The organism is Serratia grimesii NBRC 13537 (assembly GCF_001590905.1).
GTDB lineage: Bacteria > Pseudomonadota > Gammaproteobacteria > Enterobacterales > Enterobacteriaceae > Serratia > Serratia grimesii.
In genome coordinates, this window is sequence record NZ_BCTT01000003.1 from 137,804 (window position 1) to 162,449 (window position 24,646).

Annotated in this window: 23 protein-coding genes; 7 read left to right on the top strand and 16 right to left on the bottom strand. The window is 55.5% G+C overall.

The features are described from left to right. Position 1: 1 nt before the first annotated feature. The 3 genes from SGR01S_RS03005 (at position 2) to SGR01S_RS03015 (ending at position 3,598) form a co-directional block, all read left to right on the top strand. Positions 2-1,411 (top strand): leucyl aminopeptidase family protein, encoded by a 1,410-nt coding sequence (locus SGR01S_RS03005; RefSeq protein WP_061806478.1) that lies wholly within the window; start codon positions 2-4, stop codon positions 1,409-1,411. Beyond that, positions 1,411-2,544 carry an ABC transporter ATP-binding protein gene (locus tag SGR01S_RS03010; RefSeq protein ID WP_061806479.1) on the top strand — a complete coding sequence of 378 codons (1,134 nt, stop codon included), beginning with the start codon at positions 1,411-1,413 and terminating at the stop codon, positions 2,542-2,544. Before SGR01S_RS03005 ends, SGR01S_RS03010 begins: the two co-directional genes overlap by 1 nt. A gap of 61 nt (positions 2,545-2,605) precedes the next feature. Then, entirely contained in the window at positions 2,606-3,598 is a 993-nt protein-coding gene (locus SGR01S_RS03015) for a LacI family DNA-binding transcriptional regulator (protein ID WP_061806480.1), read from the top strand. 8 nt (positions 3,599-3,606) lie between these two features. Here the strand turns inward: SGR01S_RS03015 and SGR01S_RS03020 are convergent, their stop codons facing one another. Continuing rightward, positions 3,607-4,533 carry a glycosylasparaginase gene (locus SGR01S_RS03020; RefSeq protein ID WP_061806481.1) on the bottom strand — a complete coding sequence of 309 codons (927 nt, stop codon included), beginning with the start codon at positions 4,531-4,533 and terminating at the stop codon, positions 3,607-3,609. A 243-nt stretch (positions 4,534-4,776) separates the two neighbouring features. On the opposite strand from SGR01S_RS03020, the gene SGR01S_RS03025 reads away from it, so the two are divergent. Further along, positions 4,777-5,751 carry an alpha/beta hydrolase gene (locus tag SGR01S_RS03025; protein ID WP_061806482.1) on the top strand — a complete coding sequence of 325 codons (975 nt, stop codon included), beginning with the start codon at positions 4,777-4,779 and terminating at the stop codon, positions 5,749-5,751. A 1-nt stretch (position 5,752) separates the two neighbouring features. Here the strand turns inward: SGR01S_RS03025 and SGR01S_RS03030 are convergent, their stop codons facing one another. The 6 genes from SGR01S_RS03030 to SGR01S_RS03055 form a co-directional block, all read right to left on the bottom strand. Further along, complete coding sequence (locus SGR01S_RS03030; RefSeq protein ID WP_061806483.1) at positions 5,753-6,721, bottom strand: ABC transporter ATP-binding protein; 969 nt, start codon at positions 6,719-6,721, stop codon at positions 5,753-5,755. Further along, positions 6,711-7,697, bottom strand: a complete 987-nt coding sequence (locus SGR01S_RS03035) for an ABC transporter ATP-binding protein (protein ID WP_061806484.1) — start codon at positions 7,695-7,697, stop codon at positions 6,711-6,713. The genes SGR01S_RS03030 and SGR01S_RS03035 overlap by 11 nt, the downstream gene beginning before the upstream one ends. Continuing rightward, positions 7,694-8,644, bottom strand: coding sequence for an oligopeptide ABC transporter permease (gene opp4C, locus SGR01S_RS03040; RefSeq protein WP_061806485.1), 951 nt, complete (start codon positions 8,642-8,644; stop codon positions 7,694-7,696). Before opp4C ends, SGR01S_RS03035 begins: the two co-directional genes overlap by 4 nt. Positions 8,645-8,646: 2 nt before the next feature. Next, positions 8,647-9,603, bottom strand: a complete 957-nt coding sequence (locus SGR01S_RS03045; protein ID WP_037419221.1) for an ABC transporter permease — start codon at positions 9,601-9,603, stop codon at positions 8,647-8,649. 48 nt (positions 9,604-9,651) lie between these two features. Then, a complete protein-coding gene (locus SGR01S_RS03050; RefSeq protein WP_061806486.1) occupies positions 9,652-11,340 on the bottom strand; it encodes an ABC transporter substrate-binding protein in 1,689 nt (562 codons plus the stop codon). Positions 11,341-11,493: 153 nt separating this feature from the next. Continuing rightward, entirely contained in the window at positions 11,494-12,912 is a 1,419-nt protein-coding gene (locus SGR01S_RS03055) for an aminotransferase-like domain-containing protein (RefSeq protein WP_061806487.1), read from the bottom strand. A 144-nt stretch (positions 12,913-13,056) separates the two neighbouring features. Between SGR01S_RS03055 and SGR01S_RS03060 the strand changes: the two genes are divergently transcribed. Genes SGR01S_RS03060 through SGR01S_RS23600 form a run of 3 tightly spaced genes read left to right on the top strand, consistent with a single transcriptional unit; the run spans position 13,057 to position 15,631 of the window. Beyond that, positions 13,057-14,457, top strand: coding sequence for a cytochrome ubiquinol oxidase subunit I (locus SGR01S_RS03060; protein WP_037419213.1), 1,401 nt, complete (start codon positions 13,057-13,059; stop codon positions 14,455-14,457). Positions 14,458-14,459: 2 nt separating this feature from the next. Then, positions 14,460-15,467: a cytochrome d ubiquinol oxidase subunit II gene (gene cydB / locus SGR01S_RS03065; protein ID WP_061806488.1), complete on the top strand. Its 1,008-nt coding sequence runs from the start codon at positions 14,460-14,462 to the stop codon at positions 15,465-15,467. 14 nt (positions 15,468-15,481) lie between these two features. Beyond that, the gene (locus SGR01S_RS23600; protein ID WP_073963403.1) at positions 15,482-15,631 is read left to right on the top strand and encodes a DUF2474 domain-containing protein; all 150 of its coding nucleotides are present in this window, start codon (positions 15,482-15,484) and stop codon (positions 15,629-15,631) included. A gap of 49 nt (positions 15,632-15,680) precedes the next feature. On the opposite strand, the gene SGR01S_RS03070 is transcribed toward SGR01S_RS23600, so the two are convergent. The 9 genes from SGR01S_RS03070 to narI all read right to left on the bottom strand — a co-directional run bounded on the left by SGR01S_RS03070 (position 15,681) and on the right by narI (position 24,646). Further along, positions 15,681-16,766, bottom strand: coding sequence for a fatty acid desaturase family protein (locus SGR01S_RS03070; protein ID WP_061806489.1), 1,086 nt, complete (start codon positions 16,764-16,766; stop codon positions 15,681-15,683). Continuing rightward, a complete protein-coding gene (locus tag SGR01S_RS03075) occupies positions 16,763-17,845 on the bottom strand; it encodes a fatty acid desaturase family protein (protein ID WP_061806490.1) in 1,083 nt (360 codons plus the stop codon). The genes SGR01S_RS03070 and SGR01S_RS03075 overlap by 4 nt, the downstream gene beginning before the upstream one ends. Next, a complete protein-coding gene (locus SGR01S_RS03080; protein WP_061806491.1) occupies positions 17,838-18,971 on the bottom strand; it encodes a sterol desaturase family protein in 1,134 nt (377 codons plus the stop codon). The genes SGR01S_RS03075 and SGR01S_RS03080 overlap by 8 nt, the downstream gene beginning before the upstream one ends. Continuing rightward, a complete protein-coding gene (locus SGR01S_RS03085) occupies positions 18,968-19,588 on the bottom strand; it encodes a phosphatase PAP2 family protein (protein ID WP_082797596.1) in 621 nt (206 codons plus the stop codon). Before SGR01S_RS03085 ends, SGR01S_RS03080 begins: the two co-directional genes overlap by 4 nt. Further along, the gene (locus SGR01S_RS03090) at positions 19,585-20,868 is read right to left on the bottom strand and encodes a F390 synthetase-related protein (protein ID WP_061806492.1); all 1,284 of its coding nucleotides are present in this window, start codon (positions 20,866-20,868) and stop codon (positions 19,585-19,587) included. The genes SGR01S_RS03085 and SGR01S_RS03090 overlap by 4 nt, the downstream gene beginning before the upstream one ends. Next, entirely contained in the window at positions 20,865-21,671 is an 807-nt protein-coding gene (locus SGR01S_RS03095) for an MBL fold metallo-hydrolase (RefSeq protein WP_061806493.1), read from the bottom strand. Before SGR01S_RS03095 ends, SGR01S_RS03090 begins: the two co-directional genes overlap by 4 nt. Beyond that, complete coding sequence (locus SGR01S_RS03100) at positions 21,664-22,680, bottom strand: NAD-dependent epimerase/dehydratase family protein (RefSeq protein ID WP_061806494.1); 1,017 nt, start codon at positions 22,678-22,680, stop codon at positions 21,664-21,666. Before SGR01S_RS03100 ends, SGR01S_RS03095 begins: the two co-directional genes overlap by 8 nt. Then, on the bottom strand, positions 22,677-23,687 hold the full coding sequence (locus SGR01S_RS03105) for a 3-oxoacyl-[acyl-carrier-protein] synthase III C-terminal domain-containing protein (RefSeq protein ID WP_061806495.1): 1,011 nt from the start codon (positions 23,685-23,687) through the stop codon (positions 22,677-22,679). The genes SGR01S_RS03100 and SGR01S_RS03105 overlap by 4 nt, the downstream gene beginning before the upstream one ends. A 281-nt stretch (positions 23,688-23,968) precedes the next feature. Continuing rightward, positions 23,969-24,646 carry a respiratory nitrate reductase subunit gamma gene (gene narI, locus SGR01S_RS03110; RefSeq protein WP_061806496.1) on the bottom strand — a complete coding sequence of 226 codons (678 nt, stop codon included), beginning with the start codon at positions 24,644-24,646 and terminating at the stop codon, positions 23,969-23,971.

The following is a 24,646-nucleotide window of genomic DNA, read 5'->3' on the forward strand; positions in this document are numbered from 1 at the left end:
TATGCAATCAATCGATATTTACAGCGTTAACGGCGCGGCTGCGCAGCAGCAAGTCATCTTGTTTGCTGCCGCAGAAGATCAACTGCCTGCCGCACTGCAAAATGCCGGCCTGCAACGGGCTAGCATCGGCGTACTTTATCCACTGGGCGAAGGCCGATTTGGGCTCAACATCGGCCCCCTTCTGGCCCCTGCCGCGTTGCAGGATGCCGGTGCCGTTATCGCCGCGGGGCAAAAAGACTTTGGGCTGCAACAGTTGAGGCTGACCTTAGCCCCAGACCTGACGGCAGACGATGAGACCTGGCGCTGGCTGTTGTTCGGCCTGCGTCTGGGTGCCTACCGCTACCAGCACCACACCAGCGTAACGCTGGCCGATCCAACGCTGCAACTGGGCAGCAAAGATGCAGCTACGCAAGCTTTGTGCGACTGGGCAAACCTGCATGCCGAAGGCGTGATCGCCGGTCGTGAGCTGATGAATAAACCCGCCAATATTCTCTATCCGGAAAGCTTTGTTGACGCAGTCGCGCAACTGCCATTCCGTCATCTACGCCAGGAAGTGTTAGGGGATGAACAAATGGCGGCGTTGGGCTTTGGCGGCCTGCTCGGGGTCGGTCAGGGCAGCGCCCGGGCATCGCAGTTGCTGATCCTCGATCACCATCCGGCCAACGCTCGTCACACCCTGGCGCTGGTCGGTAAAGGCGTCACCTTCGACAGCGGTGGTATCAGTATCAAAGGCGCGGCACGCATGAGCACCATGAAGTTTGATATGGGCGGAGCTGCCGCAGTGGTGGGCGCAATGCGTATCATCGACGCACTGCAATTGCCGATCCGCGTCATTGGCCTGTGCGGGCTGGTGGAAAACATGCCCTCTTCACGCGCCCAGCGCCCTGGCGACGTTGTGACCATGCACAACGGCAAGTCGGTGGAAATCATTTCGACTGACGCTGAAGGGCGTATGGTGTTGGCGGACGTCATCAGTTATACCCAGCAACGCTTCCAACCGGATTACCTGTTGGATATTGCTACCCTGACCGGTGGTGCAGGCGTAGCGCTAGGCAAGGAATATGCCGCCATGATGGGCAACGACGATGACTTTCTGGCGCAGGTCACCCAAGCGGGCAAGGCTAGCGCAGAGCCGGTATGGCCAATGCCACACGGCGGCTGGTATCGCGGCGTGCTGAAGTCTGAATTTGCCGACTACCGTCACGGCGGAGAGGATCCGCATGGTAGCCCGTGTGTGGCAGCAACCTTTATCAGTGAATTTGTGCAGCCTGGCCAACGCTGGGCACACCTGGACATCGCCGCCATGTCGACGGATATGCCGCACCGTAAGCTGTACGCCAACGGTGCCTCCTCATTCGGTGTGCTCTTGCTGGCACGCCTGAGTTCCCTGCTTGCCCAAACGGAGCGCTGATGGCTTACGTAGAATTGGTTGATATCAACAAACGCTATGACAACGGCTATCAGGCCGCCAGTAACGTCAATTTGCAGGTGGAGAAAGGCGAGTTTGTGGTGCTGCTTGGCCCGTCAGGGTGCGGTAAATCGACCACTCTGCGGATGATAGCGGGGCTGGAAACCCTGTCTTCCGGTGAATTACTGATCGACGGCGAACGCATGAACGAAGTGCTGCCCAAATACCGCGATATCGCCATGGTATTCCAGAGCTATGCGTTGTACCCGCACATGACGGTGTACGAAAACATGGCGTTATCATTGAAAATTAAAGGAATGGCCAAAGCAGAGATTGCCAGCCAGATTGCCGCCGTCGCCGAAATGCTGCATCTGACCGAATTTCTGAAGGTTAAACCGGGCCAGCTTTCTGGCGGACAACGCCAGCGTGTGGCATTGGGGCGCGCCATCGTCCGGCGTCCCAAGGTGTTCCTGTTTGATGAACCGCTGTCCAACCTTGACGCCAAACTGCGTAATCGCATGCGCCAAGAGCTGTCGGCACTGCACAAGGCGATCGGTGCCACCATTATTTATGTCACTCATGACCAGGTCGAAGCCATGACCATGGCCGATAAAGTGGTGATCATGAATCAGGGCAAAGTACAGCAGATCGGCACACCGCTGGACCTTTATCATCGGCCGGTTAACCGTTTTGTCGCCGAATTTATCGGCTCACCACAGATGAATTTGTTCGATGTGCAGGTACAGGTTCAAGGTGCGCAGATTGTGCTGCAAGGTGATTCAGGATTAGTGCTACCACTGGCTACGGCCGATTTCCCGGCACTGACGACCCAGGCTGGTGCCTGGCTAACGCTGGGTTGCCGCCCGGAAGCCTGTAGTATCAGCGCACCACAGGTGGAGCCGCACCTGCGCGGTACGCTGGTGTACAGTGAAAATTTGGGGGCAGAAAGCAATCTGTTTGTTCAGGGTGACAATGGCGCACAATACATCGTGAAACAACATGTTCAGCAGCACTATCCAAAGGGGTTGCCACTGGCAGTGACGCTGGATACCACCGCCCTACACTTTTTTGACCCGAAGACGGGTGAGCGTCTGGCGCCACACGGGGAAACAGTGTTGCCGACCGGCATTCTGTGAGACCATATCGCCGCTGCACATCCTTACCGCAGCGCCCTGTTTCCCGTTGAGTACTTGTACCATGCCGATTAAAAAAGTCACGTCTCACGATGTCGCCCGCGTTGCCGGCGTTTCACGCACCGTGGTTTCCCGCGCCTTTTCCAATCAAGGGCGGGTCTCGCAAAAAAACCGTGAGCTGGTGATGCGTGTGGCCAGTCAGTTGGGCTATGCACCCGATGCTATTGCCCAAAGCCTGCACACCGGTAAAACCGGCTTTGTCGCCGTCGTGGTTAACCACTTTCATGACCTGTCTGATCTGGAGTTTTTCGATCGTTTGGTGGAGCAGTTGCAAAACAGCAACCGGCAGGCGGTGATGATTCGGCTGGAAGGCATTGAAGATCCTGCCAGCTATCTCAAACAAACCATTTCTTATCATGTCGATTCTGCTGTGGTGTTCGCCGACAACATTAGCGCTCGCACAGCGAAGGATCTGTTCCGTATCGCTACACCGATTATGCTCAATGGGTTAGCCGGTGATGCCCTGTGCGATGCGCTCAACGCCGATGAGGCTCCCAGCCTGCAACAACTGGCAGCGCTAATGGCACAAAAAGGCCAACGACAGGTAGCGGTCCTTGGTGGGCGCAGCAGCGCCAAAGGCGAACAAGTGCGCCAGCAGACCTTTTTAACGCATGCGGCTGCACAGCAATTGCAGATCGTGGCGCAACTCAGCGGCGACTACAGCTATCAGAGTGGTTTCAAACTGGCGCCACAACTGCTGGCGGCACAACCGGCCCCACAGGCTATCTTCTGCACGGCCGATTCGATGGCGATGGGCGTGATGGATTATATTCGTTTACATACACCGCTGCGCATTCCACAGGACGTCGCGGTCTACGGCTTTGACGATATCCCGATGGCCGCCTGGCCGAGCTATCAACTGACTTCGGTGCGGCGGGATATCAGCGCGATGATCGCCGCCATTGTACAGCTGGTTGAATTACGCAGCAGCAGCCCGCAGGCTGCGCCGCAGCAGGTGACCATCCCCACCGAACTGGTGGTACGTGCCTCCTGTTAACTCCGCCCTCAGCGGGTCGTTATAATCTCGGCATGACGCAATTCTGGTGCCGCCATGCCGGTTTGCCACAGCCAGTATTGGATAGGACCAGGACAGTTCAGACTCACCACCTTGTGGTTGCCGTGTTTATCGACGGCATGGATCGTCACCCCTTCGGTATAACCGTCCTTCAGGTAGTTCAGATCTTCGATCGCTTCATATACCGCCTGATCCAGCGTCATCCCCATCTTCATGTACAGCACGACGGCGCGACTGGTGCCACAACGGATGGTCATTTCCCCGGTATGGGTGCAGGCACAAGCGCCGTAACGGCTGTCGGCATAAGAACCGCTACCAATGATTGGGCTATCACCCAACCGCCCTGGGTATTTCCACGCCCAACCAGAGGTCGAAGTAGCAGCGCTAAGTGTTCCACCGCCATCAAGCGCTAAAAATACCGTGGTATCGCGTACTCGCTCGGGATCAGTGGCATTATTCGACAACCCCGCCAGTGGAATATTCGGCCAATCGCGTCGCTGCTCTGCGCTCATCGCCTGTTCCAGCTTCTCCCACCACACGCGTTTGGAATCAGCTATCAGGTTGTCGCCCGCCAACGCCCCTATTTCGGCCGCGAAACGTGCAGCTCCGGCCCCCACCAGAATTTCGTGGTTAAGATCTTCCATTACCCGGTACGCTACCTCCACCGGATGCAGGTAGCCTTGTAATGCTCCCACTGCGCCGGTGCGCAAGCTATCACCGTCCATTACCGAGGCGTCCAATTCCATCTCACCCAAGACATTGGGCCAGCCACCATAACCAACGGTGCGCACGCTTGGATCCAGCTCCACCAGTTTGATGCCATCAACAATGGCGCGCAGGCCGTTGTGCCCCTGTTGCAGCCGTTCGGCCGACAGACCGATGCCCGGATGTCCTTCAGAGTTTGCAATTACAATCATAGGGTTATGTTTCCTGCACGGCGTTGACCGATAAAAGAGATGCACCGGGGCCTCCGGTGATTACCGCCAATGGAACACGTGTTCCATCGATAATTAAAAAGTATCGTTGCCCTGCTGAAAAGTCAAACTCTGGCGGCGAAAAGCGTGGCGCAACACGTCTTTTCACTGCGTGCTGTACGGCCAGCAAACACCAGCCGTTCGACTACACTGTGATCTCGACCGCAAAGCGCTTGAGGAGCCATGATGTCTAAAAAAACTGTAGATCCAACCCAACCGGCAGCACAGTACGATATCCGTACCTTTCTGGACGCGTTGAATGCCGGTGGCGGCAAGCCGATGGAAGAGATGAAACCAAAAGAAGCGCGTAAGGTGTTGGAGGGTGCACAACGCAGTGTCGACGTGCCGCTTCGCGAGGTCGAGATCAGTGAGAAAACTATTCATGTTGAGGGACAGGACATCCTGTTGCACATCGTGCGACCAGCCAAGGTCAAAGAAGCGCTACCGGTATTTATGTTCTTCCACGGTGGCGGATGGGTGCTGGGTGACTTCCCTACCCATGAACGGCTGGTACGGGATTTAGTCTACAGTTCTGGCGCGGTCGCGGTATTCGTCAACTATACTCCCTCGCCGGAAGCCCATTACCCGACCGCCATCAATCAGGCCTATGCCGCCACCGAATGGGTGGCTGAATACGGCGAGAAAATCAACGTTGATGGCACGCGGTTGGCCGTGGTCGGCAACAGCGTTGGCGGCAATATGGCAGCGGTGGTCAGCTTGATGGCCAAAGAAAAAGGCACTCCGGCGCTGCGCACTCAGATCCTGCTGTGGCCAGTGACGCACGCCAGCTTTGATACCGACTCTTATCACCAGTTTGCCGAAGGCCACTTCCTGACCCGCAACATGATGAAGTGGTTCTGGGACAACTACACCACCGATAAAGCGCAGCGTAAGGAGATTTACGCCTCACCGCTCAACGCTACGCTGGAACAGTTAAAAGGCCTGCCGCCAGCGCTGGTACAGACCGCTGAACTGGATGTTCTGCGTGATGAAGGTGAAGCCTATGCCCGACTGCTGAACGCTGCCGGGGTGGAAGTCACCTCCACCCGTTACAATGGCCTGATCCACGATTATGGCCTGCTGAACCCCATCGCCCATGTCCCAGCAGTGCATTCAGCTATCCATCAGGCCGGGCGAGCACTGAAGCATTATCTGGCCTAAGTCACTCGGCATAATGGCAAGCCACCCGGTGCCCCGGTGCCACCGTACGTAACGCCGGGGCCAATTCCCGGCATTGTGCGGTAGCCAGCGGGCAGCGAGTGTGAAAGCGACAACCGTGCGGCGGTTGTGCAGGGTTAGGCAGCTCCCCCTGGACCATCGCCTGCGGCTGCCGTGAAGGATCCAGACTGGGTACCGCCGCTAACAACGCCTGCGTATAAGGGTGCCGAGGCTGGCGAAACAGGCTATCGCGATCGGCGCTCTCAACAATCTGACCAAGATACATCACCGCCACGTCCTGACATAGATGCTCCACCACTCCAAGATCGTGTGAAATAAACAGGAAGGTGACCCCTTGCTGCTCCTGGAGATCAGAAAACAGATTGATGATCTGCGCCTGGATCGAAACGTCAAGCGCCGAAATCGGCTCGTCGGCGACGATAAACTCCGGCTGCAAGATCAGCGCGCGCGCAATACCGATACGTTGACGCTGACCACCGGAGAACTCATGCGGAAAACGCCCATACTGTTGCGCCGATAATCCGCAGATCTCCATCGTGTCGATCACCCGGTCACGCAATGCGCTTTTATGCACCAGCCCATGCTGCAACAGGGCTTCGCCAATCGCATCGCCAATACGCATCCTCGGGTTTAGCGAGCTGTAAGGGTCCTGAAACACCAACTGCATCTTCGGGCGCATGGCACGCAACTGGCGAGGACTGAGTTTATCCAGCGCCTCACCGTTGAATAACACGTCACCGGCAGTTTTGTCATACAGACCCAGCAACGTGCGACCCACGGTGGTTTTCCCACTCCCTGACTCACCGACCAGGCCGAAAATAGTGCCTTTGCGAATACCAAAGCTGACATCATCCACCGCCCGCAGTTGTCCGGTTGTTTGTCCAAACACCCCTTCACGTAACGGAAAATGCTTCTTCAAACCTCTCACTTCCACCAAAAAATCAGACGGCATGGAAATGCGCTCCCGCGTTGATAAAGCAGGCGGACTGGCGCTGCAAAGTACCGTACAGAGGGGGAATGCCGTCACGGCAACGTGCACTGGCCTGAGTGCAACGATCGGCAAACGCACAGTGATCGGGCAGATTGGCCAGATCCGGCACCTGGCCGGGGATCGAGTACAATCTGCGCCGCCGCTGTCCAGCTACCGGTCGTGAAGCCATTAATCCTTGGGTATAGGGATGCTGTGGGTTAGCTAACACCTCACGCGTATCTCCCTGCTCGACAATCCGTCCGGCATACATCACCACCAGTCGATCGGCCATCTGGGTTATCACGCCAAGGTCATGGGTGATCAGCATCATCGCCATGTTATTTTTGCGGGTTTGCTCACGCAGCAGCGCCAAAATTTGCGCCTGCACGGTGACATCCAACGCCGTGGTCGGCTCATCAGCAATCAACAAGGCTGGCCGACAACTGATAGCCATGGCGATCATAACGCGCTGTAACATACCGCCAGAAAGCTGGTGCGGATAACGGGTCATCAACTGCTCCGCTCGCGCCAGCCCGACCTCAGTAATCAGTGCCGTCGCCTCGTGCCAGGCCGCCTTCGGCGAAGTACCATGGTGACGAATCAGCGGTTCCACCAACTGTTCGCCGATCGTCAGTACCGGGTTCAGTGCGCTCATCGGCTCCTGAAATATCATTGCCAGTCGGTTGCCACGCAAATCACTCATCTGTTGCGGACGTAGTTTGAGCAAGTTTTGCCCGTCGAAATGGATTTCACCGCCGTCTATCTGTGCCAGCGGCTGCGGTAACAACCCCATCAGCGCCATAGCAGTAACGCTTTTACCGCAACCGGACTCACCGACGATTCCCAGCGTCTGTCCTGCATGCAATTCAAAGCTCACTTGCTGTACCGCACGAACCCGCCCTTGCTCGCCATTGAAAGCCACCGACAGTTGATTAAATGCCACCAGTGGTCGGCTCATCGTCTCACCCCTTTCATTTTCGGATCGAGTGCGTCCCGTAGGCCGTCACCCAGAATATTAATAGCCACTACGGTGATAAAAATGGCCAGACCTGGCGGCATCCATAGCCAGGGGCGACGCTGAAAATCAATCAGGCTGTTGGCAGCATCCATCATATTGCCCCATGACGGCGTCGGCGGCACCACACCCAGCCCCAGATAACTGAGCGCTGACTCACTGAGAATGGCATTGGCGACACCCATGGTCGCCACCACGACCAAAATAGGAATGGTATTCGGCAACAGATGACCGAACAAACGTCGGCGTGTGGACAGACCCAAAACCTCTGTCGCCAACATAAAATCACGCTCTCGCAATGACAGGATCTGCCCACGCACCAACCGTGCCAGCGATGGCCATCCCAGCAGGCTGAGCATGATCATCACCATGTAAATGCGGTAGTCCGGCGAAACATCCAGTTCGGACAACATAGCCCCCATGATAATCAGCAGTGGCAAGCTGGGAATGGTCATCAACAGATCGGCAAAGCGCATGATGAGCCTATCTACCAACCCGCCCAGATAGCCTGACAGCGCTCCTAGCAAGTAACCAAGCGTGACGGACAGCAGCATGGATACCAGACCGATGGTCAGCGAGATACGGCCCGCCAACAACAGACGAGTATAAATATCGCGACCGAGAAAATCGGTGCCTAGCCAGTGTTCGGCATTAGGCGCATGGTTGATGTTTAGCGCATCGCCGGCATCGTCTTGCCAGGGCGACAGCATCGGCCCGAAAATGCACAGCACCGCCAGTATCAACAGCAACAGCAGCGAGGCCATCGCCAAGCGGTGGCGCCGCAGCCGTTGCCAGGCCTGTGCTGCCGGTGGCGGCGACACTTGCGCCAGTGCGGGGAGTTGCGCCTGCCGCCAGCGGCGACGGCGTCCAAAAAACAGCGTTGCCAACATGTTCACCTCAAACGAATTCGCGGATCGGCATAGGCGTACAGAATGTCCGCCAGCAGATTGCCCAAAATGGTCAGCACCGCCAGAAACAGCGTAAACCCCATCAGCACCGGGTAGTCGCGCGCAGCCAGTGAATCAATATGAATGTGCCCCGCCCCGGGCCAGTTGAAGATTTTTTCAGTGATCAACGCCCCGGAAAACAGCGCCGGTAATTCAAAACCCAGCAGCGTGATGATGGGCAACAACGCATTACGCAGCGCGTGTTTGACGATCACCGTTTTTTCCTTCAGACCTTTGGCCCGGGCGGTACGGATATAGTCCATGCGGATCACATCCAGCATGCTGGCGCGGAAATAACGCGTCAGGGTACCCGCTTGTAACATCACCAACGCCAGTACTGGCAGCAACAAATGCGCCGCCACTTCCACCACCCAGGCCAATCCGGTCGCCTCACTGCCGGTGCGCAGCATACCGCCCGCCGGTAGCCAGTGCAGATCGACGGCAAACCATTTGATTAACAACAAGCATAGGAAAAAGGTCGGGAATGACATCGCGCCGAACACCGCCACCGTGACCAGATGATCAAACAGCGAATAGGGCTTCATCGCTGAGGCCACACCGACCGCCAACGCAATGCCCCAGTAGAGAACCAGCGCCACTGACGCCAGCAGGAACGAATTCCAGATATACTGATTCAGCAAGGTACTGACCGGGATTTGGTACTGCAACGAAAAGCCGAGATCGCCTTGTAGCAGACGTCCGAGCCAATGCAGATAGCGGGTAAACAGCGGTTGATCCAACCCATACAGTGCCCGCAGCTCAGCGGCGCGCTCCGCGGTCAGATTGATATTGCCATCAATAAAGTCGCCGGGCGTCAGCGCGAAGATGAAGAAAATCAACAGCGACGCCAGTAACATCATTGGAATGGTTTGCAGTAAACGGCGCAGGATAAAATTTCTCATGGTGTTTTCCATCGCCGCCGCACAACATCGCGCGGCGGCGCATTGCCGTTACTGAGCCAGTTTGACGTCCGGTAAACTGCCAGTCAGACCGTTGTAGACATCCGGCTTAAAACCGGTGACGCGGGCACTGCTGGCACTGAGGACTTTACGGTTCCCCAGCAGGATCACCGGTGGATCCTCAGCCAATACCTGATACAGCTTATGGTACAAAGGCTTGCGCTGTTCAATATCCAACGTGGCGTTAGCCTGGCTAATCAGCTGATCCACCTGCGGGTTTTTATAACCGGTTTCACTCATCTGACTGATGAAGTCACGCACCCCGTCATGCGGGTCATTCAACCCACTAGTGCTCAGCGATGCCAGGTCGTAATTGCCCGCCTTGCGTTGCGCCAACAATGCATTGAAATCCAGTACCTGCGGCTTTAATAACACCCCGATCTGCCGATAGTTGTCTTTAGCAATGGGCACTAGCGCATCGTTAATCAACTTTTTGGTCACCAACAGTGTCAGTTCCAGCTTTTTGCCGTCTTTCTGACGAATACCGTCTGCACCGGGTATCCAGCCGGCCTGATCCAGCAGATGTTTCGCTTTGTTGGCATCGTAAGCGTAGGGATTGATGCCCTGCGGATCATAGGCCCATGAAACGGGAGAAATAGGCTGATTAGCCACCGAGCCATAACCTTGGTACACCACCGTAATCAGTTTCTGACGGTCCAGGCCGTAGATCAGCGCCTGACGTACGCGTGCGTCCTGTAACGCCGGGCGCTTCACGTTAAAATCCACCCGACTGTAGTCGCTTGAGCTGTACAAGTTGATGTTGGCAAAGCCCAAGAGTTTCAGCTGTTCAATATCATCGGGCTTTGAGGTGAAGGCGTCGTAGTCGGTTTCGCCGGTTTGGAACAACTGGAAGTTGGTGGCCGGGTTGGTAACGCGGTAAATAAAGCGCGCCACCGCTGGCTGACCGAGATAGAAATTAGGGTTGGCGTGGAAGCGAATCTCCTGCCCGGGAATGTATTTGTCGTAAATATAAGGGCCGTTGCCCAATGGCTTGCCATTCAATGCGCGAACGCTTTCCAACTTACCGCGCTGATAGTCCTTGCCGTAATACGTTTTCGACAATACCGGCCCACCGATCAGTTGCAGCGTGGTGGCACCCGGCTGGGTGGTGGTGATCTGAATCGTCCGATCGTCGATCACCTTCAATCCGCTGATGCCAGGCGCAGTGCCGTTTTTGTATTCCGCGCCGCCTTGAATATGCGCCGGGGTAATGTCGGTTTCACCGTCATAGGCCGGGTCATGCAGCAGCGTCAACGTAAAGGCGATGTCTTCTGCTGTTATGGGTGAACCATCGCTGTAAACCAGATTGGGGCGCAGCTTGATGGTATAAACCCGGTTATCCGGGCTGACCTGCCAGGATTGAGCTAACCGCGCTACCGGTTTACCTTCACTGTCCAGGCCAATTAGCCGGGTGAAGATCACGTCGGTGACGTTCTCATCCCAACCGTTGGTGAACAGATAAGGGTTAAAATTACCCTGTGGCTCGAGGATACCTGCCACCACGGTGTCTTTACGCAGCTTGGCAGCGTTCGGTACCAGGCTGGCATCGCTGGCCGGCGTGATCCCTTCTGCCAGCGTTTCCGCCTGTGCACTGCATGAAAGACTTATTGCAGTAACCAACGCCAACGGCACCAAACGTTTTTGCAACAGCCTGTTTATCTTATTTTTTATTCTGCTCACCACTGCCCCTTGTCTACCCGTTGATAAAATGTGACAAAATTTATCGCAGAGTAATGGGCGGCCGGAGGGCTGTCTAACAACGAAACCGGCATTCCATTGCCGGAAAAAGCATTATGAATTTTTCTATTGCGAAACTCGGCTGGCCTGTGTTGCTCAGTCTGCCGGTTCAAGCTGCCGGATAAGTTTGGCTAAGGTTTTTATCGCCGCTTCGTGCTTGTCGTTCCAGTCAAAAGAGGCATTCAAACGGAAGCAATGGTTGAAATGGTTGCCGGTAGTGAACATTCTGCCCGGCGCAATACTCACCCCGAGTGCTAGCGCTCGCTGATACAGCTCCATCGACGACAACGCCGGATCCAGCTCCAGCCACAGGAAATACCCCCCGTCCGGTTGGCTGACTTTTACTGTGGGTGGGAAATGATGTGCGATAGCCTGGCGCATCATACTTTGGCGCTGTGCCAACAACCGTCGCAAGCGCCGCAGATGCGTATCGTAGCCGCCGTGCAGCAAATAATCGGCGAGCGCCAACTGTGTAGGGACGCTGGTCGATACGGTGCTCATCAACTGCAACCGTTGGATTTGCTGCGCATAGCGCCCCGCTGCCACCCAACCCACACGAAAGCCCGGAGCCAGGCATTTGGAGAACGAAGAGCAGTGTAAGATCTGTCCACCACTGTCCAACGCCTTGGCCGGTTGCGGACGTTCGGCGCTAAAATACAGCTCGCCGTAGACATCATCCTCGATCAACGAAATCTGACGCTCACGCAGTAAGCTCACCAACCGCTGCTTATTATCGTCTGGCATGCTGGCACCCAATGGGTTCTGGAAGTGGGTCATCAGCCAACAGGCCTTGATCGGGTACTGCTCCAATGCCTGCTCCAGCGCGTCCAAATCGATACCGTCCTGCGGGTGCGTAGCGATCGCCACTGCTTTCAGCCGCAGTCGCTCCAACGCCTGTAATGCGCCATAAAAAGCCGGCGATTCAATCGCCACGTAATCCCCCGGTTGAGTCACTGCCTGAAGACTTAAACTCAATGACTCCATCGCCCCGGCGGTAATCACAATTTCGTCCGGTGCCACCTGCATGCCACTCAGAGCATAGCGTTGGGCAATATGGCGCCGTAACGCATCATTACCGGGCGGTAAGTTAGCCAGTGAACTGTGTGGCGTAAGTTTGCGCGCAACGCTGCTCAACGCCCGCGCCAGTTTGGGTTGAGCAAACAAGGTGGCGTCAGGAAACGCCGAACCGAAAGGGACAATAGCCGGATCTTTGCATGCCTGTAACACATCAAAAATGAAAGTGTTGATGTCCACCTGCTCGCTCAGCAGCATTTTTTCGCCGCTCACCGGCTGTGGCAACGGTTGCGGACGCGCCGCTACGTAATAGCCCGACTGTGGCCGCGCGACGATCCAACCCTGACTCTCCAACAGTTGATAGGACTGCACCACCGTCATCAGACTCAATCCTGCACGTTTACCGCTTTCACGCAGTGATGGCAGTTTATCCCCCGCCCGCCATACCCGGTTCTGGATCTGTTCGCGAATCTGTTGCGCAAGCTGCTCGTATCTGGTCATAGGCCCTAACTGTTATATAAAAAAGTGAAATAACTGTCACTATTATAGTCACTGTACTCCGTGATTAACTTGGCGCCAAGCTTTCCACAGAAAAATTACCGCTATACTGAAGAGGCCATTTTATGTTCAACCCAAGGAGGCGCCATGCTGGGTCTTGATGCACTGGAACTTGCCAGAATACAGTTCGCCTTCACCGTTTCTTTCCATATTATTTTTCCGGCGATTACCATCGGCCTGGCCAGTTATCTGGCGGTGCTGGAAGGTTTATGGCTGAAAACGCGCAATGAAACCTACCGCGATCTGTACCATTTCTGGTCAAAAATTTTCGCCGTTAACTTCGGCATGGGCGTGGTTTCCGGCCTGGTTATGGCCTACCAATTTGGCACCAACTGGAGTTTCTTCTCCGAGTTTGCCGGCAGTATCACAGGACCGTTGCTGACGTATGAAGTGCTGACCGCCTTCTTCCTGGAAGCAGGTTTCCTGGGTGTCATGCTGTTTGGCTGGAACCGCGTCGGCCCCGGCCTGCACTTTTTCGCTACCTGCATGGTCGCGCTGGGCACACTGATTTCCACCTTCTGGATCCTGGCGTCCAATAGCTGGATGCAGACGCCTCAGGGACACGAGATCATCAACGGTCAGGTAGTGCCGGTCGACTGGCTGAAAGTAATTTTCAACCCGTCATTCCCGTATCGACTGTTGCACATGTCAACCGCCGCCTTCCTGTCTTCGGCGTTCTTCGTGAGTGCCTCTGCCGCCTGGCATTTACTGCGCGGTCGCGACACGCCTGCCATGCGTAAAATGCTGTCGATGGCGATGTGGATGGCACTGATTGTCGCACCAATACAGGCGATGATCGGCGATGCCCACGGCCTGAATACACTAAAATACCAGCCGGCAAAAATTGCCGCCATCGAAGGGCACTGGGAAAACCCGCCGGGGGAAGCTACACCACTGATCTTGTTCGGTTGGCCGGATATGCAGCGTGAAGAAACCCGTTTCAAGCTGGAAGTCCCCTACCTCGGCAGCTTAATCCTGACCCACAGCCTGACCGAACAGGTACCGGCACTGAAATCCTTCCCACCGGAAGACCGTCCGAACTCCACAGTGGTGTTCTGGTCGTTCCGCATTATGGTGGCGTTGGGTATGTTGATGATCCTCGCCGGGGTCTGGAGCCTATGGCTACGCTGGCGTGGCGGGTTATATCAATCCCGACCCTTCCTCTATTTCATTCTTTGGATGGGGCCTTCCGGATTGCTGGCGCTGCTGGCGGGCTGGTTCACCACCGAGATAGGACGTCAACCGTGGGTCGTTTATGGCCTGCTGCGTACCAAGGATGCCGTTTCTGCACACGGCGACCTGCACATGAGCATCAGCTTATTGGCGTTTATCATCGTTTATTGCTCGGTATTCGGCGTGGGTTACTCCTACATGATGCGGTTGATTCGCAAAGGGCCGCAGCAGCATGAAGTGCACGAAGATGACACCGAAGGCCGACCGGCACGTCCGCTGTCTGCGGTGAAAGAAACTCTGGATGACAGGAGCTGAGCATGGGCATTGATCTTCCGCTGATTTGGTTTGTGATCATCGTGTTCAGCACCATGATGTACGTGGTAATGGACGGCTTTGATTTAGGTATCGGCATCCTGTTCCCCTGGGTTAAGGACAGCGGTGACCGTGATGTGATGATGAACACCGTCGCCCCGGTCTGGGACGGCAATGAAACCTGGCTGGTACTGGGTGGTGCGGCGCTGTTCGGCGCCTTCCCATTGGCTTACGCGGTAATCCTCGACGCGCTGGCCATTCCGCTGACCCTGATGTTGTTTGGCCTGATCTTCCGCGGCGTAGCTTTTGAGTTCCGCTTTAAGGCCACGGCAGAAAAACGCCACATTTGGGACAAGGCGTTTATCTGGGGCTCCATCTTCGCCACCTTCAGCCAAGGGGTCGTGGTGGGCGCCATCATCAATGGTTTCCCGGTCAATGGCCGCACCTATGCCGGTGGCGCCCTCGACTGGCTGACGCCGTTCGCGCTGTTTTGCGGCTTGGGGCTGGTGGTGACCTATGCGTTACTCGGCTGCACTTGGCTGGTGATGAAAACTGCCGGCGACTTGCAGGCACGCATGTATCGGTTAGCAACACCGCTGCTGGTGATCCTGCTGCTGGTGTTGGCAGTCGTCAGTATCTGGACGCCGATTGCTCACCCGGAAATCGCCACCCGCTGGTTCACGTTACCTAATCTGTTTGTGCTGCTGCCCGTGCCTATATTGGTACTGCTCAGCGCCTGGGGCATCCAGCATGGTGTGAAAAATGCTGGGCATTACTCGCCGTTCTTGCTCACTCTGTTGCTGGTATTTCTGGGCTTGAGTGGTCTGGGCATCAGCATTTGGCCGCTGTTGATTCCGCCGTCCATTACCCTGTGGCAAGCCGCGGCACCGCCGCAAAGCCTGGGTTTCATGCTGGTGGGCGCGCTATTTATCATTCCAATTATTTTGGTTTATACCTTCTGGAGCTACTACGTGTTCCGCGGCAAGGTCAGCCATGAACATGGTTATCACTGATGAGGGAAGAAACTATGCAGGATAAAACCTCACCCGCACCGGCGCCCTGGTGGAAACGCATCGGCTGGCTGGTCGTGATCTGGAGTGCCAGCGTACTGGGGCTGTTTGCAGTCGCTTCGATGTTCCGCCTGTTGATGAATGCAGCGGGTATGAGATCGCATTAACCCAGGTGTTGTCTGGCAAGCGTGGGCGGTAAAATGCCCACGCTAATAACTACTCCGGTTTGCGCCCCATCGCGCTAAGAAAACGCTGTTGCAAACGCAATAACTCCCCCAGTTCCAACACCCGATAGTCGATACTAAAACGCGGTGCCACCTCAGCAATGATACGGCTTAATGCCGGGTAATGCCGGTGACTCCAGTGCGGAAACAAATGGTGCGTCAGATGCAAATTGGCACCGCCCAACCAATAACCTAACCAACGTGGTCGCGGAAACCAGTCAAACGTCGTGGCAAACACATGATGATACCAGCCGTGCGGTAACGGCCCCTGCGCCGGAGCCTGATAAAACTTCGCCTTGGCCCAATGGGTACCAATAATCAGCATCACAAACAGCAGCGACGAAAGCATCTGGCTCAGCAGATAAACCAGCACTATTTGCCCCACACCTATCGCTGGTGGTAACAGGTAACAGGGGATGGCCAGCGCCAGTATCAGGTGCGCAGTTTTGCCCATCAAAAACACAGTCCAGCCACGTATTCCCCGCTGCGCCATTCGTGCCGTAACCCGGGTTTGCCCCGCCCGATCCAGCCAATCGAACAACCAGATGTAATACGGGAAGGTCATCGCGGCAACCAGCGGCCAGTAAAAACGCTGCGCGCGCATAAAAGGCCGCCAACGCTGGAACGGCGTCTGACGCAGTACGCCGTTGGCATCGATATCAGGATCGTAATGCTCGATGTTGTTGTGTGCGTGATGAAAAATAACGTGTCTTACTCGCCAGCAATCGGGATCTAATCCAAGCGGAATACTCACCAGGCAATTCAGCCAGCGATTGGCCCATGGCTGTTTGAAAAATGCGTTATGCGACGCATCATGGACCACGTTCACCGTGAGGAACATGCCAATGAAAATAAAACCGAAGTAACAGGCAAAATACGCCCAGATACTGTGTTGTTGCAGACTCAATGCATAACAAAGCGCACACAGCGCCAGCAGTATCAATACCTTTGCCAGCATGCCAATATCAGCAAAACGGTGATCGCGACTTTCGGCCAGATAATTCTGTGCAGCCTGCATCAATGCGCGGTGCAGACCAGAGTCATCACGCTGAAAAGCCAGCGGGCGCAACGGTGTCATGGCTGCCCCATCCGACGTAAGAATTGCTGTTGCTGTGCCAGCAGTTCGCGGTAACCAATGCAGCGATATTCCATACCATGCTGCGCCGCCAGTTGCGCCACTATGGCGGCCAGCGCCGGGTAATGTCGATGATTCCAACCGGGGAACAAATGGTGGGTCAGATGATAATTCAACCCGCCGGTCAGATGCTGTAATCCACGTGGTGAGGTTTCCCAATCGCACGCAGTAGCAAAATTGTGTCGGTACCAACCGTGCGGCATGCTTTCGCCTTCCGGCACAGAGTAAAACTCAGCCTGCGCCCAATGGGTGCCCAATAACAAGAACACCACCAACAGTGAAGCGCACATTTGACTGAGTGCGTAAGCCAACAACACCCATTGCCAGCTGATGCCGTTCTGTTGACATAACACCAGCGGTACTGCCAGTACCAGCAGCAGATGGCCAATCTTGCACAGGATAAACACGGCCCAACCACCACCGCCCGGTAAAATGTTCTTTTCATGCAATGGGGTTTTACCCATGCGATCCGACCAGTCAAAAATCCAGGCGATATAGGGCAGAGAGAGTGCGGCAATCATCGGCCAATACAGATGTTGATAGCGCATATGTTTACGCCAGCGCTGGAACGGCGTCTGGCGAAAGAAACCATTTTCCTCGGTATCCAAATCATAATGTTCAACATTGGCATAAACATGGTGATAATCCACGTGCCGCACGCGCCAGTAGTCTGGATCCACCCCCAACGGCAACGTGACTAACCGTCCTACCAACCGGTTGGCCCAAGGGCTGCGCAAAAAGGCATTATGCGAAGCATCATGATTCACATTCACATTGAGCAGCATCCCCATCATCACAAACAGGAAATAACAGCCGAAAAACGCCCACGGCTGTTGCTGCATCACGCTCAAAACATAAAAACCACAGCACAACACCAGCAGCAGTGCCGCTTTAGCCAGTCGCCAGCCGTCGGCATAACGGTGATCACCCGCCAGATACGCGTGCGCGGCATGTTTGAGCGCACGATGAAACGCCTGTTCGCCATCGGCAGGAAAACGCAGCGGTGGGAGTGCGTCAGCCATGCGACACTCCCGTCGGAACCGGCTGTTTCGCCCGGCCCCAACCTAATGCCACGCAAACGCCGTGCAGTGCGATAATGGCCATCGCAATTTGCCAATAGCGCTGCGGCCACCCGAGATAACCGATGAACAACAGCGGAATACTCAGCGTAATCACCAGCCAGGCCACAATCGCCCAGCGATGCCCTTCTGTCATGCCGCCCAACGCCATTGATCCAAACGCCAACAGGACCAACAGCGTCATTTGCGGCCAGTTAACATCACTGTAGCCGTAGCCGTACTGGTAAACATAACCTATGACCAGCGTAAACAGCAGCATCGCACCGCTGAACACGCTAAGTGCTGAGCAACGGAAACGCCCCGTTGTCGCTTTAGGCCGCCAGGACAGACGTAAATAACGCAAGAAAGGAAGATTGCTCGCCCAGAACGGATTGGCGGACGGCTTATCGCCACTGACGCCATACACAAATGGCGTTTCAGGCAGGTTCGGACAAAAAGTACCGAACAACTTATCCCAGAAGATAAAGCTGCCGCCAAAATTTTTGTTCGAATAGGCCAGGTCTTTAACGTGATGCACCCGATGATGCGCCGGCGTGACCAGTATTTTCTCCAACAGACCAAGCTTAGGCGTTAGCGCATTATGGTTAAACAGCTGAATGCTGTAGTGCAGGATAGACACCGTGACAAACACTGACAACGGCACACCCAGCAGCGCCAATACTAAAAAGAACGGGATCGACGTTAGCGACGAATACCAGGAATTGCGAACCCCCAACGAGAGATTGAAATGCTCCCCCTGGTGATGCACCACATGCACCGCCCACAGCACCCGTAAATAATGGTGCAGGCGATGCAACCAGTAAAAACCCAAGTCCCACGCCAGCAGGGCAAACAGCCACATTAGCACCGGTGGCCAGGTATCCAACAGGCCCAGGCTGAAGTGTGCTGCCACATAGCCATAGCAGGTGATCTCCAACCCACGGAACAGCCACAGCATGATATGACCGGAGTTCAGATTGAACACCAGATCGTGCCAGTTCACCTGGCGCCGCTGCGCGTATTGCAACACCAGCGCCTCACCAATGACGACAAACAGCATGAACAGGATCGGCATCGCCAGTTCGCTCATCCTATTTCTCCTTTGACGGTATCTCGCCGCACGCTATTGATGCGCTGCACCACCCAACCGGCAATAAATGCCAACAGTGCCCCACTGACCAGATCAACCAGCAAATGGCGACGCAATTGCAGGATGGAAAACGCGATCGCCAGCGCCCATACCATGAGCAACGCCGTTCTCACTTTACGCTGCTTATCGCTCAATGCCCACACGGCCAACACCGTCAGCGCCATGTGTAGCGAAGGCAGGCAATTTTGCAGTGAATCAACCTGGGTCAGTGCCGCCAGCAGTTGTGAACTTAACCCGTCCCCCTTGTCTTGCGGATAAACCAAGGTCGTTGGCCACAACAGGTATATCGCTCCAGCGCCCACTGCGGCCAGTTGCATCGCTGCTCTCAGCCATTTGACCCGCTCAATCGGCGCTAACAGATAGCCGAGCGGAACAATGATAAAGAAAGACAGATACAACCAAATGGCGGTCGGACTAAACGGGATCCCGCGGTCAATTGCTGATGGCGGGAGCACTGTGCCCGTACTTTGTAGACGGTCGGTTAACGTATAAACGACGCCCACGAGTCCCCAGCCCAGCAACATCTGCCACAACCGATACGCGATCATTCTCATCATGCCCCCGCCTGGCGGATAATCCGTCTTCTCTTACGATCAAACTGCGGCATCACCGTCTGTACCGTCCGTTGCCACTCCAGATTCGCGGTCGCAATGCCCTGTTGTTCAAACAATGCCGTTAGCTGTGACTGGCAGTGAGCCAACTCAGCCTCGCTGCAATCGGCGATCAGATGCAATTGCGTCTCACCGTATTGGATCAGCCGGTAATCGCTGGTCAGCGGCAACGCATTGGCAATCGCGCGGCTGCACACGTCGGCAAATACCACCTGTGGTTGTTCAAACCTATTGGGCAACACCAGTTGATCGTCACGCCGCCCTTCAATACGCGCAATCGCCATTGATCGCTGCCCACAAGGGCAAGGTTCCGTCTGTTTGACCAACACATCATCCAGCCGGTAGCGCACAATCGGTTGGGTGCTACGGGTAAAGTCAGTGATCAACGGCGTAAAACGCTGCTCATCAATCCACTGCGGTTCAATATGCAAGAACTCTTCGTTCAGATGCAGGGTACCGTGCGCACAAGTAGCCGCCAGGAAGCCCTCAGTGGCCTGATACACCTCACCTACCACGGGAAAAACCTGCGCCAGCAGACGCCGGTCTTGTTCTTCCAGCACTTCTGCCACCGAAATCACCTTCTTTACCTCGAGATGAATCTGTTTGGCTAACACCGCTAGCGCCAATGCGCGCAGTACCTGCGCCGGTGCGACAATGATGGTGGGTGCCTGCTGCTCCAGCCGGGATAGCTGTGGGGTAAAAGGCGCAAAAAGATCGTAAAACACCAGACTCAGCCAACGATTGTTCACGCTGTGATACAGGTTATTGTCCGCCCGCAGAAACAGCGCCACGCGTTCACCGGCAAACAGACCGTCCGGCAGCATTTTCGCCAGCATGCCTCCGGCCCAAACCTGTTGTTCACGTGGACTGACGACAAAAATGCCACGTTGTCCTGACGTCCCTGACGACAGGCCTACGCTGTATTTCCCGATTTTTGGCGTGAAATCCCGTTCCACCTCACTGCGTTGCGCGCAGGCTAACAGTGCGTCGCGTTGCAATCCGGCGGTGTTCATTTGATCGAACTGCGCCATCATCAACGCCTTATCCATCAGCGGCCAAGTGGCGATCGCTTGCCGGCTGACACGCCGGAAATAAGGGCTTTTAGTCAACACGCTCCGGGCAAAGCGTTTTAGTTGCCTCTTCTGGTAGGCTTCCAAAGAATGGCGATCGGAAAAGACTAAACGGCGGGCCCGAAAGTAGTGCCACAGTGTCATTAACGGGATCATAAATCCCCCTCATGGCACAGCAGGATCTCGGCATTACCACTCGCCCACAACTGGTTCAGCCGCTCCAACGTGCGATAATAGGCATTAGAATCCTCCATCACCAGGTTGGCCAACCGTGAAGGCCCACGCAACTGCTGGTAGCTTAACGGAGACCAGGCAGCGTCGCTGGCCAGCAGTGTCCAACCGCTGTCCGTGAGGATAAATGCACCTATATGGCCGGCAGCATGCCCTGGCAGGTCTACCAACACGATTTGCCCGTCGCTGCCCGGCAACGCATACCCGCGATCGAAGGGTGCGAGCAAAGCAGGTAGGCTGACCTGAGGAAAACCTTCGATGAACGTCAGGTTAGTCTCGAAACTCTCTGGAATCAGGCCGGGAATAAAGGCGCGTTTTAACGCTGCAAAGCCTCGCAGTTCACGAGTTTGCCGCCATCCTTCACCGGAACAGATAAAACCGAGGTGCGCGAAATCACGCAGCCCGGCAACGTGATCTGCATGAAAATGTGAAACGATTAACGCCTGGATATCATTGGCGTCATAACCTGCGGTGCGCAACTGGTGTGCCAACGATTCTCTGGGATCGAAATACACCGGCGTCATCTGCCGGTAAATGCGGAAAATGCCAGACTGCGTCTGCTGCTGGAAATAGTGCGCGTAGCCAGTGTCCCACAGCCAACGTCGTTCTCCCACCTCCAACAGATAAGCACGTGCGGGGAATTTGCACACCCGGAATCCTGCGCCACGCAACGCCATACAACCGATATGGGTACAATACCCCACGTCAAAAACGGTCACCTTAGCCATGCAGCGCGCCCCCCTGCCGTTTAAACCATTCGCCGGTCATACGAATTCCCTCATCCATCGAATAGCGCGGCAGGTAGCCCAGTTCTTCAATAGCACGGGTCTGGCTAAGCGTCATATCGAAATACACCGCCGCCACGCTATAACGGGTCAGCAGGGGTTCTTTGCCGGTAAAACGGGCCAGCAGTTCCAAACAGCCTGCCAGCACACTCAGCAAGGGATAAGGCACCGCCTGTAGCCGATAACGTAATCCCAACTGCTGACGCAGCAACGCATCCAGCATATCTGCCAGCCGTTGTGGTTGATGGTTTGTGATGTTGTACACCGCGCCGGAGGGCAACCGATGCTGACGGCTCGCCAGATCCATCGCGTGCACCACGTTGAGCACGAAGGTCAGGTCCAGTAGCGCGTTCCCTCCACCGGGCAAGCGAAGCACGCCACTATCGCGGTCCAACTGTTGCAGCAGGCGTGGCACAATCACCCGGTCATGCGGGCCAAACAGCCCTCTCGGGCGAAGAATAATGTAGGTGGTTTGCGGGTAACGGAGCACCCGCTCCTGCAACCGTTGTTCCGCAGCGTATTTGCTGGCCGCGTAATGATTGGCGAAACGACGGGCGCGGTATCCTTCATCAACATATTGATGAACGTTAAAATCAAAGTAAATCGCCGGCGTGGAAATATGAATAAAGCGCCGCACGCCACAAACCCCTGCCGCCTCCACCAACTTTTCTGTGGCAACCGCATTGGCCTGATAAAACTCGGCCTTACTGCCCCACGGAGAAGACTTTGCCGCACAGTGCCACACCCAATCACAGCCCAGCATCAATTGTCGACACTCTTCCGCCGTGGCCTGTGCTAAATCCAATGGGCTAAACTCGGCCCCCAGTAGCCTCAGTTCTTCTCCAGCCCGCTTGTCGCGCCCGGTAGCCTGCACCTGATAACCCGCGTCCAGCAACCACTGCGCCGCATTGCGCCCTAGCCCACTGGTGGCCCCCGTGACCAACACCTTCACGGCAGCAGTACCATGCCAGCCAGCGATAACCCGGCGGCGGTACCAATCAGCATCACCGGTTTCCCTGGGTTAAAGCGACCATCGGTAACCGCAGCATGCAGTGCCGTGGGAATAGACGCCGCAACCTGATTGCCGTGATAGCGGTAAATATCCACCAGTACCTCGCTGGACACATGCAGGCGCTTACGCATATGTTCAAGTGACAGATGACTTGCCTGATGCGGCACCACCGTGGCGATCTGCGCCAACGTCAGGCCGCTGGCAGCAAGCAGACGAGCCAGGTAGTCTTCGATCAACGCCGAGGCCTGACGGAACAGTTGTTTACCTTGCATATGAAACAGGAAGTCGCTGCCTGTCATACCGGCCCGCGGATTACGTCGGGTCCCTCCGGCACGGATCTCACACAATTCGCTGCCTTCGGGGTAGGTTTCCACCAGGCTGGCCAGAATGCCACTGGTTCCATCACCCCGCTCCACAATGGCACAAGCCGCCCCGTCGCCAAAAATCAGTGAGGACTCTTCGTGATCCCAGTCGATGCCGCGCGAGGCCAAATCTGCCGAGATAATCGCAATACGTTTATAGGTCCCGGCATTGAGCAAACCGGCAGCCACCTGCATCGCAGAGATAAAACTGACACAGCTGCTATTAATATCGAAGCCTGCCGTACCGGGTGCCAAACCGGCGATTTTGAGAATGTGCGCAGCAGTACAAGGCAGCGCTTGCACTGAGATCGCTGAAGCGGAAATCAATAAGTCGATGGATTGCGCGTCGATATTGCAACGGGTCAAGGCATCCTGTAACGCGGCAACGGCCAGCTCAGCCTGACTCGCATCATCAGCAGCGTGATAACGGTGGACGATGCCGGAGCGTTTTTCGACGTAACCGACTGGCTTGCGCAACAACCTGTCCAGAGTGGAAGATTCGACGCGATTAGGCGGTAACGCCGCCCCAGTAGCGATGACTTTAAGAGGCAGCAACGCAGGTGACGAAAAAGAGTGTATTGTCATTATTGTTGTTGATTAACCTGACTATCCATAAAGCGATCTCCCGGCGCTATCCTACTAACAGCGGCGAGTCATCCCCGGTTTTAAATCCCAAAGTGCCCGCAAACAGGGGCTATTGATTGTTGTTATGCACTGCAAACAGCCGGCAGGCGCCGACGAATAATTGTAACAATACTGAGATATTAAGTTTACGGCAAGGAAGCAAAAATAGGCAGGCGAAGGCGTAAAAATTGTAGGCGGGAAGAGTACACCGCCGCTGTTATACAGCGGCAGTGTTTTGATGCTCAGCGGCGGTTGCGTACCAACTGATAGCGGCGAGTCAGATACTCTAGCGGTACACTCCAGATATGTACCAGGCGGCAGAACGGGAACAGCACGAACAGTGTCATACCCAGAACCATATGCAGTTTAAAGATTGGAGCCACCCCTACCAGATGTTCTGATGCACCAGCGTGGAAGGTCACCACAGCCTGCGCCCAACCCACCAGTTTCATCATTTCACTGCCGTCCATATGTTGGGCGGAGAACGGAATGGTCAGCAAACCGAGGCACACCTGCACCACCAATAGCGTCAGGATCATGATATCGGCAAAGCTGCTGGTCGCCCGTACCCGTGGATTGGTCAGACGGCGTTTGAGCAACAACGCACCGCCGATCAGTGTCATCACACCGCAGGCACCACCGGCAATCATCGCCAGCTTCTGCTTCACATCAATCGGCAGGAAGGATTCATACATCCAATGCGGCGTCAGCATGCCGAGGAAGTGCCCGGCAAAAATGCCCAGAATACCGATGTGGAACAGGTTGGAGGCCAGTCGCATCCCTTTTTTATCCAGCATCTGGCTGGATCCGGCACGCCAGGTGTATTGGCCGTAATCGTAACGCAGCCAACTGCCGATCAGGAAAATCGCTCCCGCCAGATAGGGGTAGATATCGAAGAAGAACTGATTTAAAAATTGCAT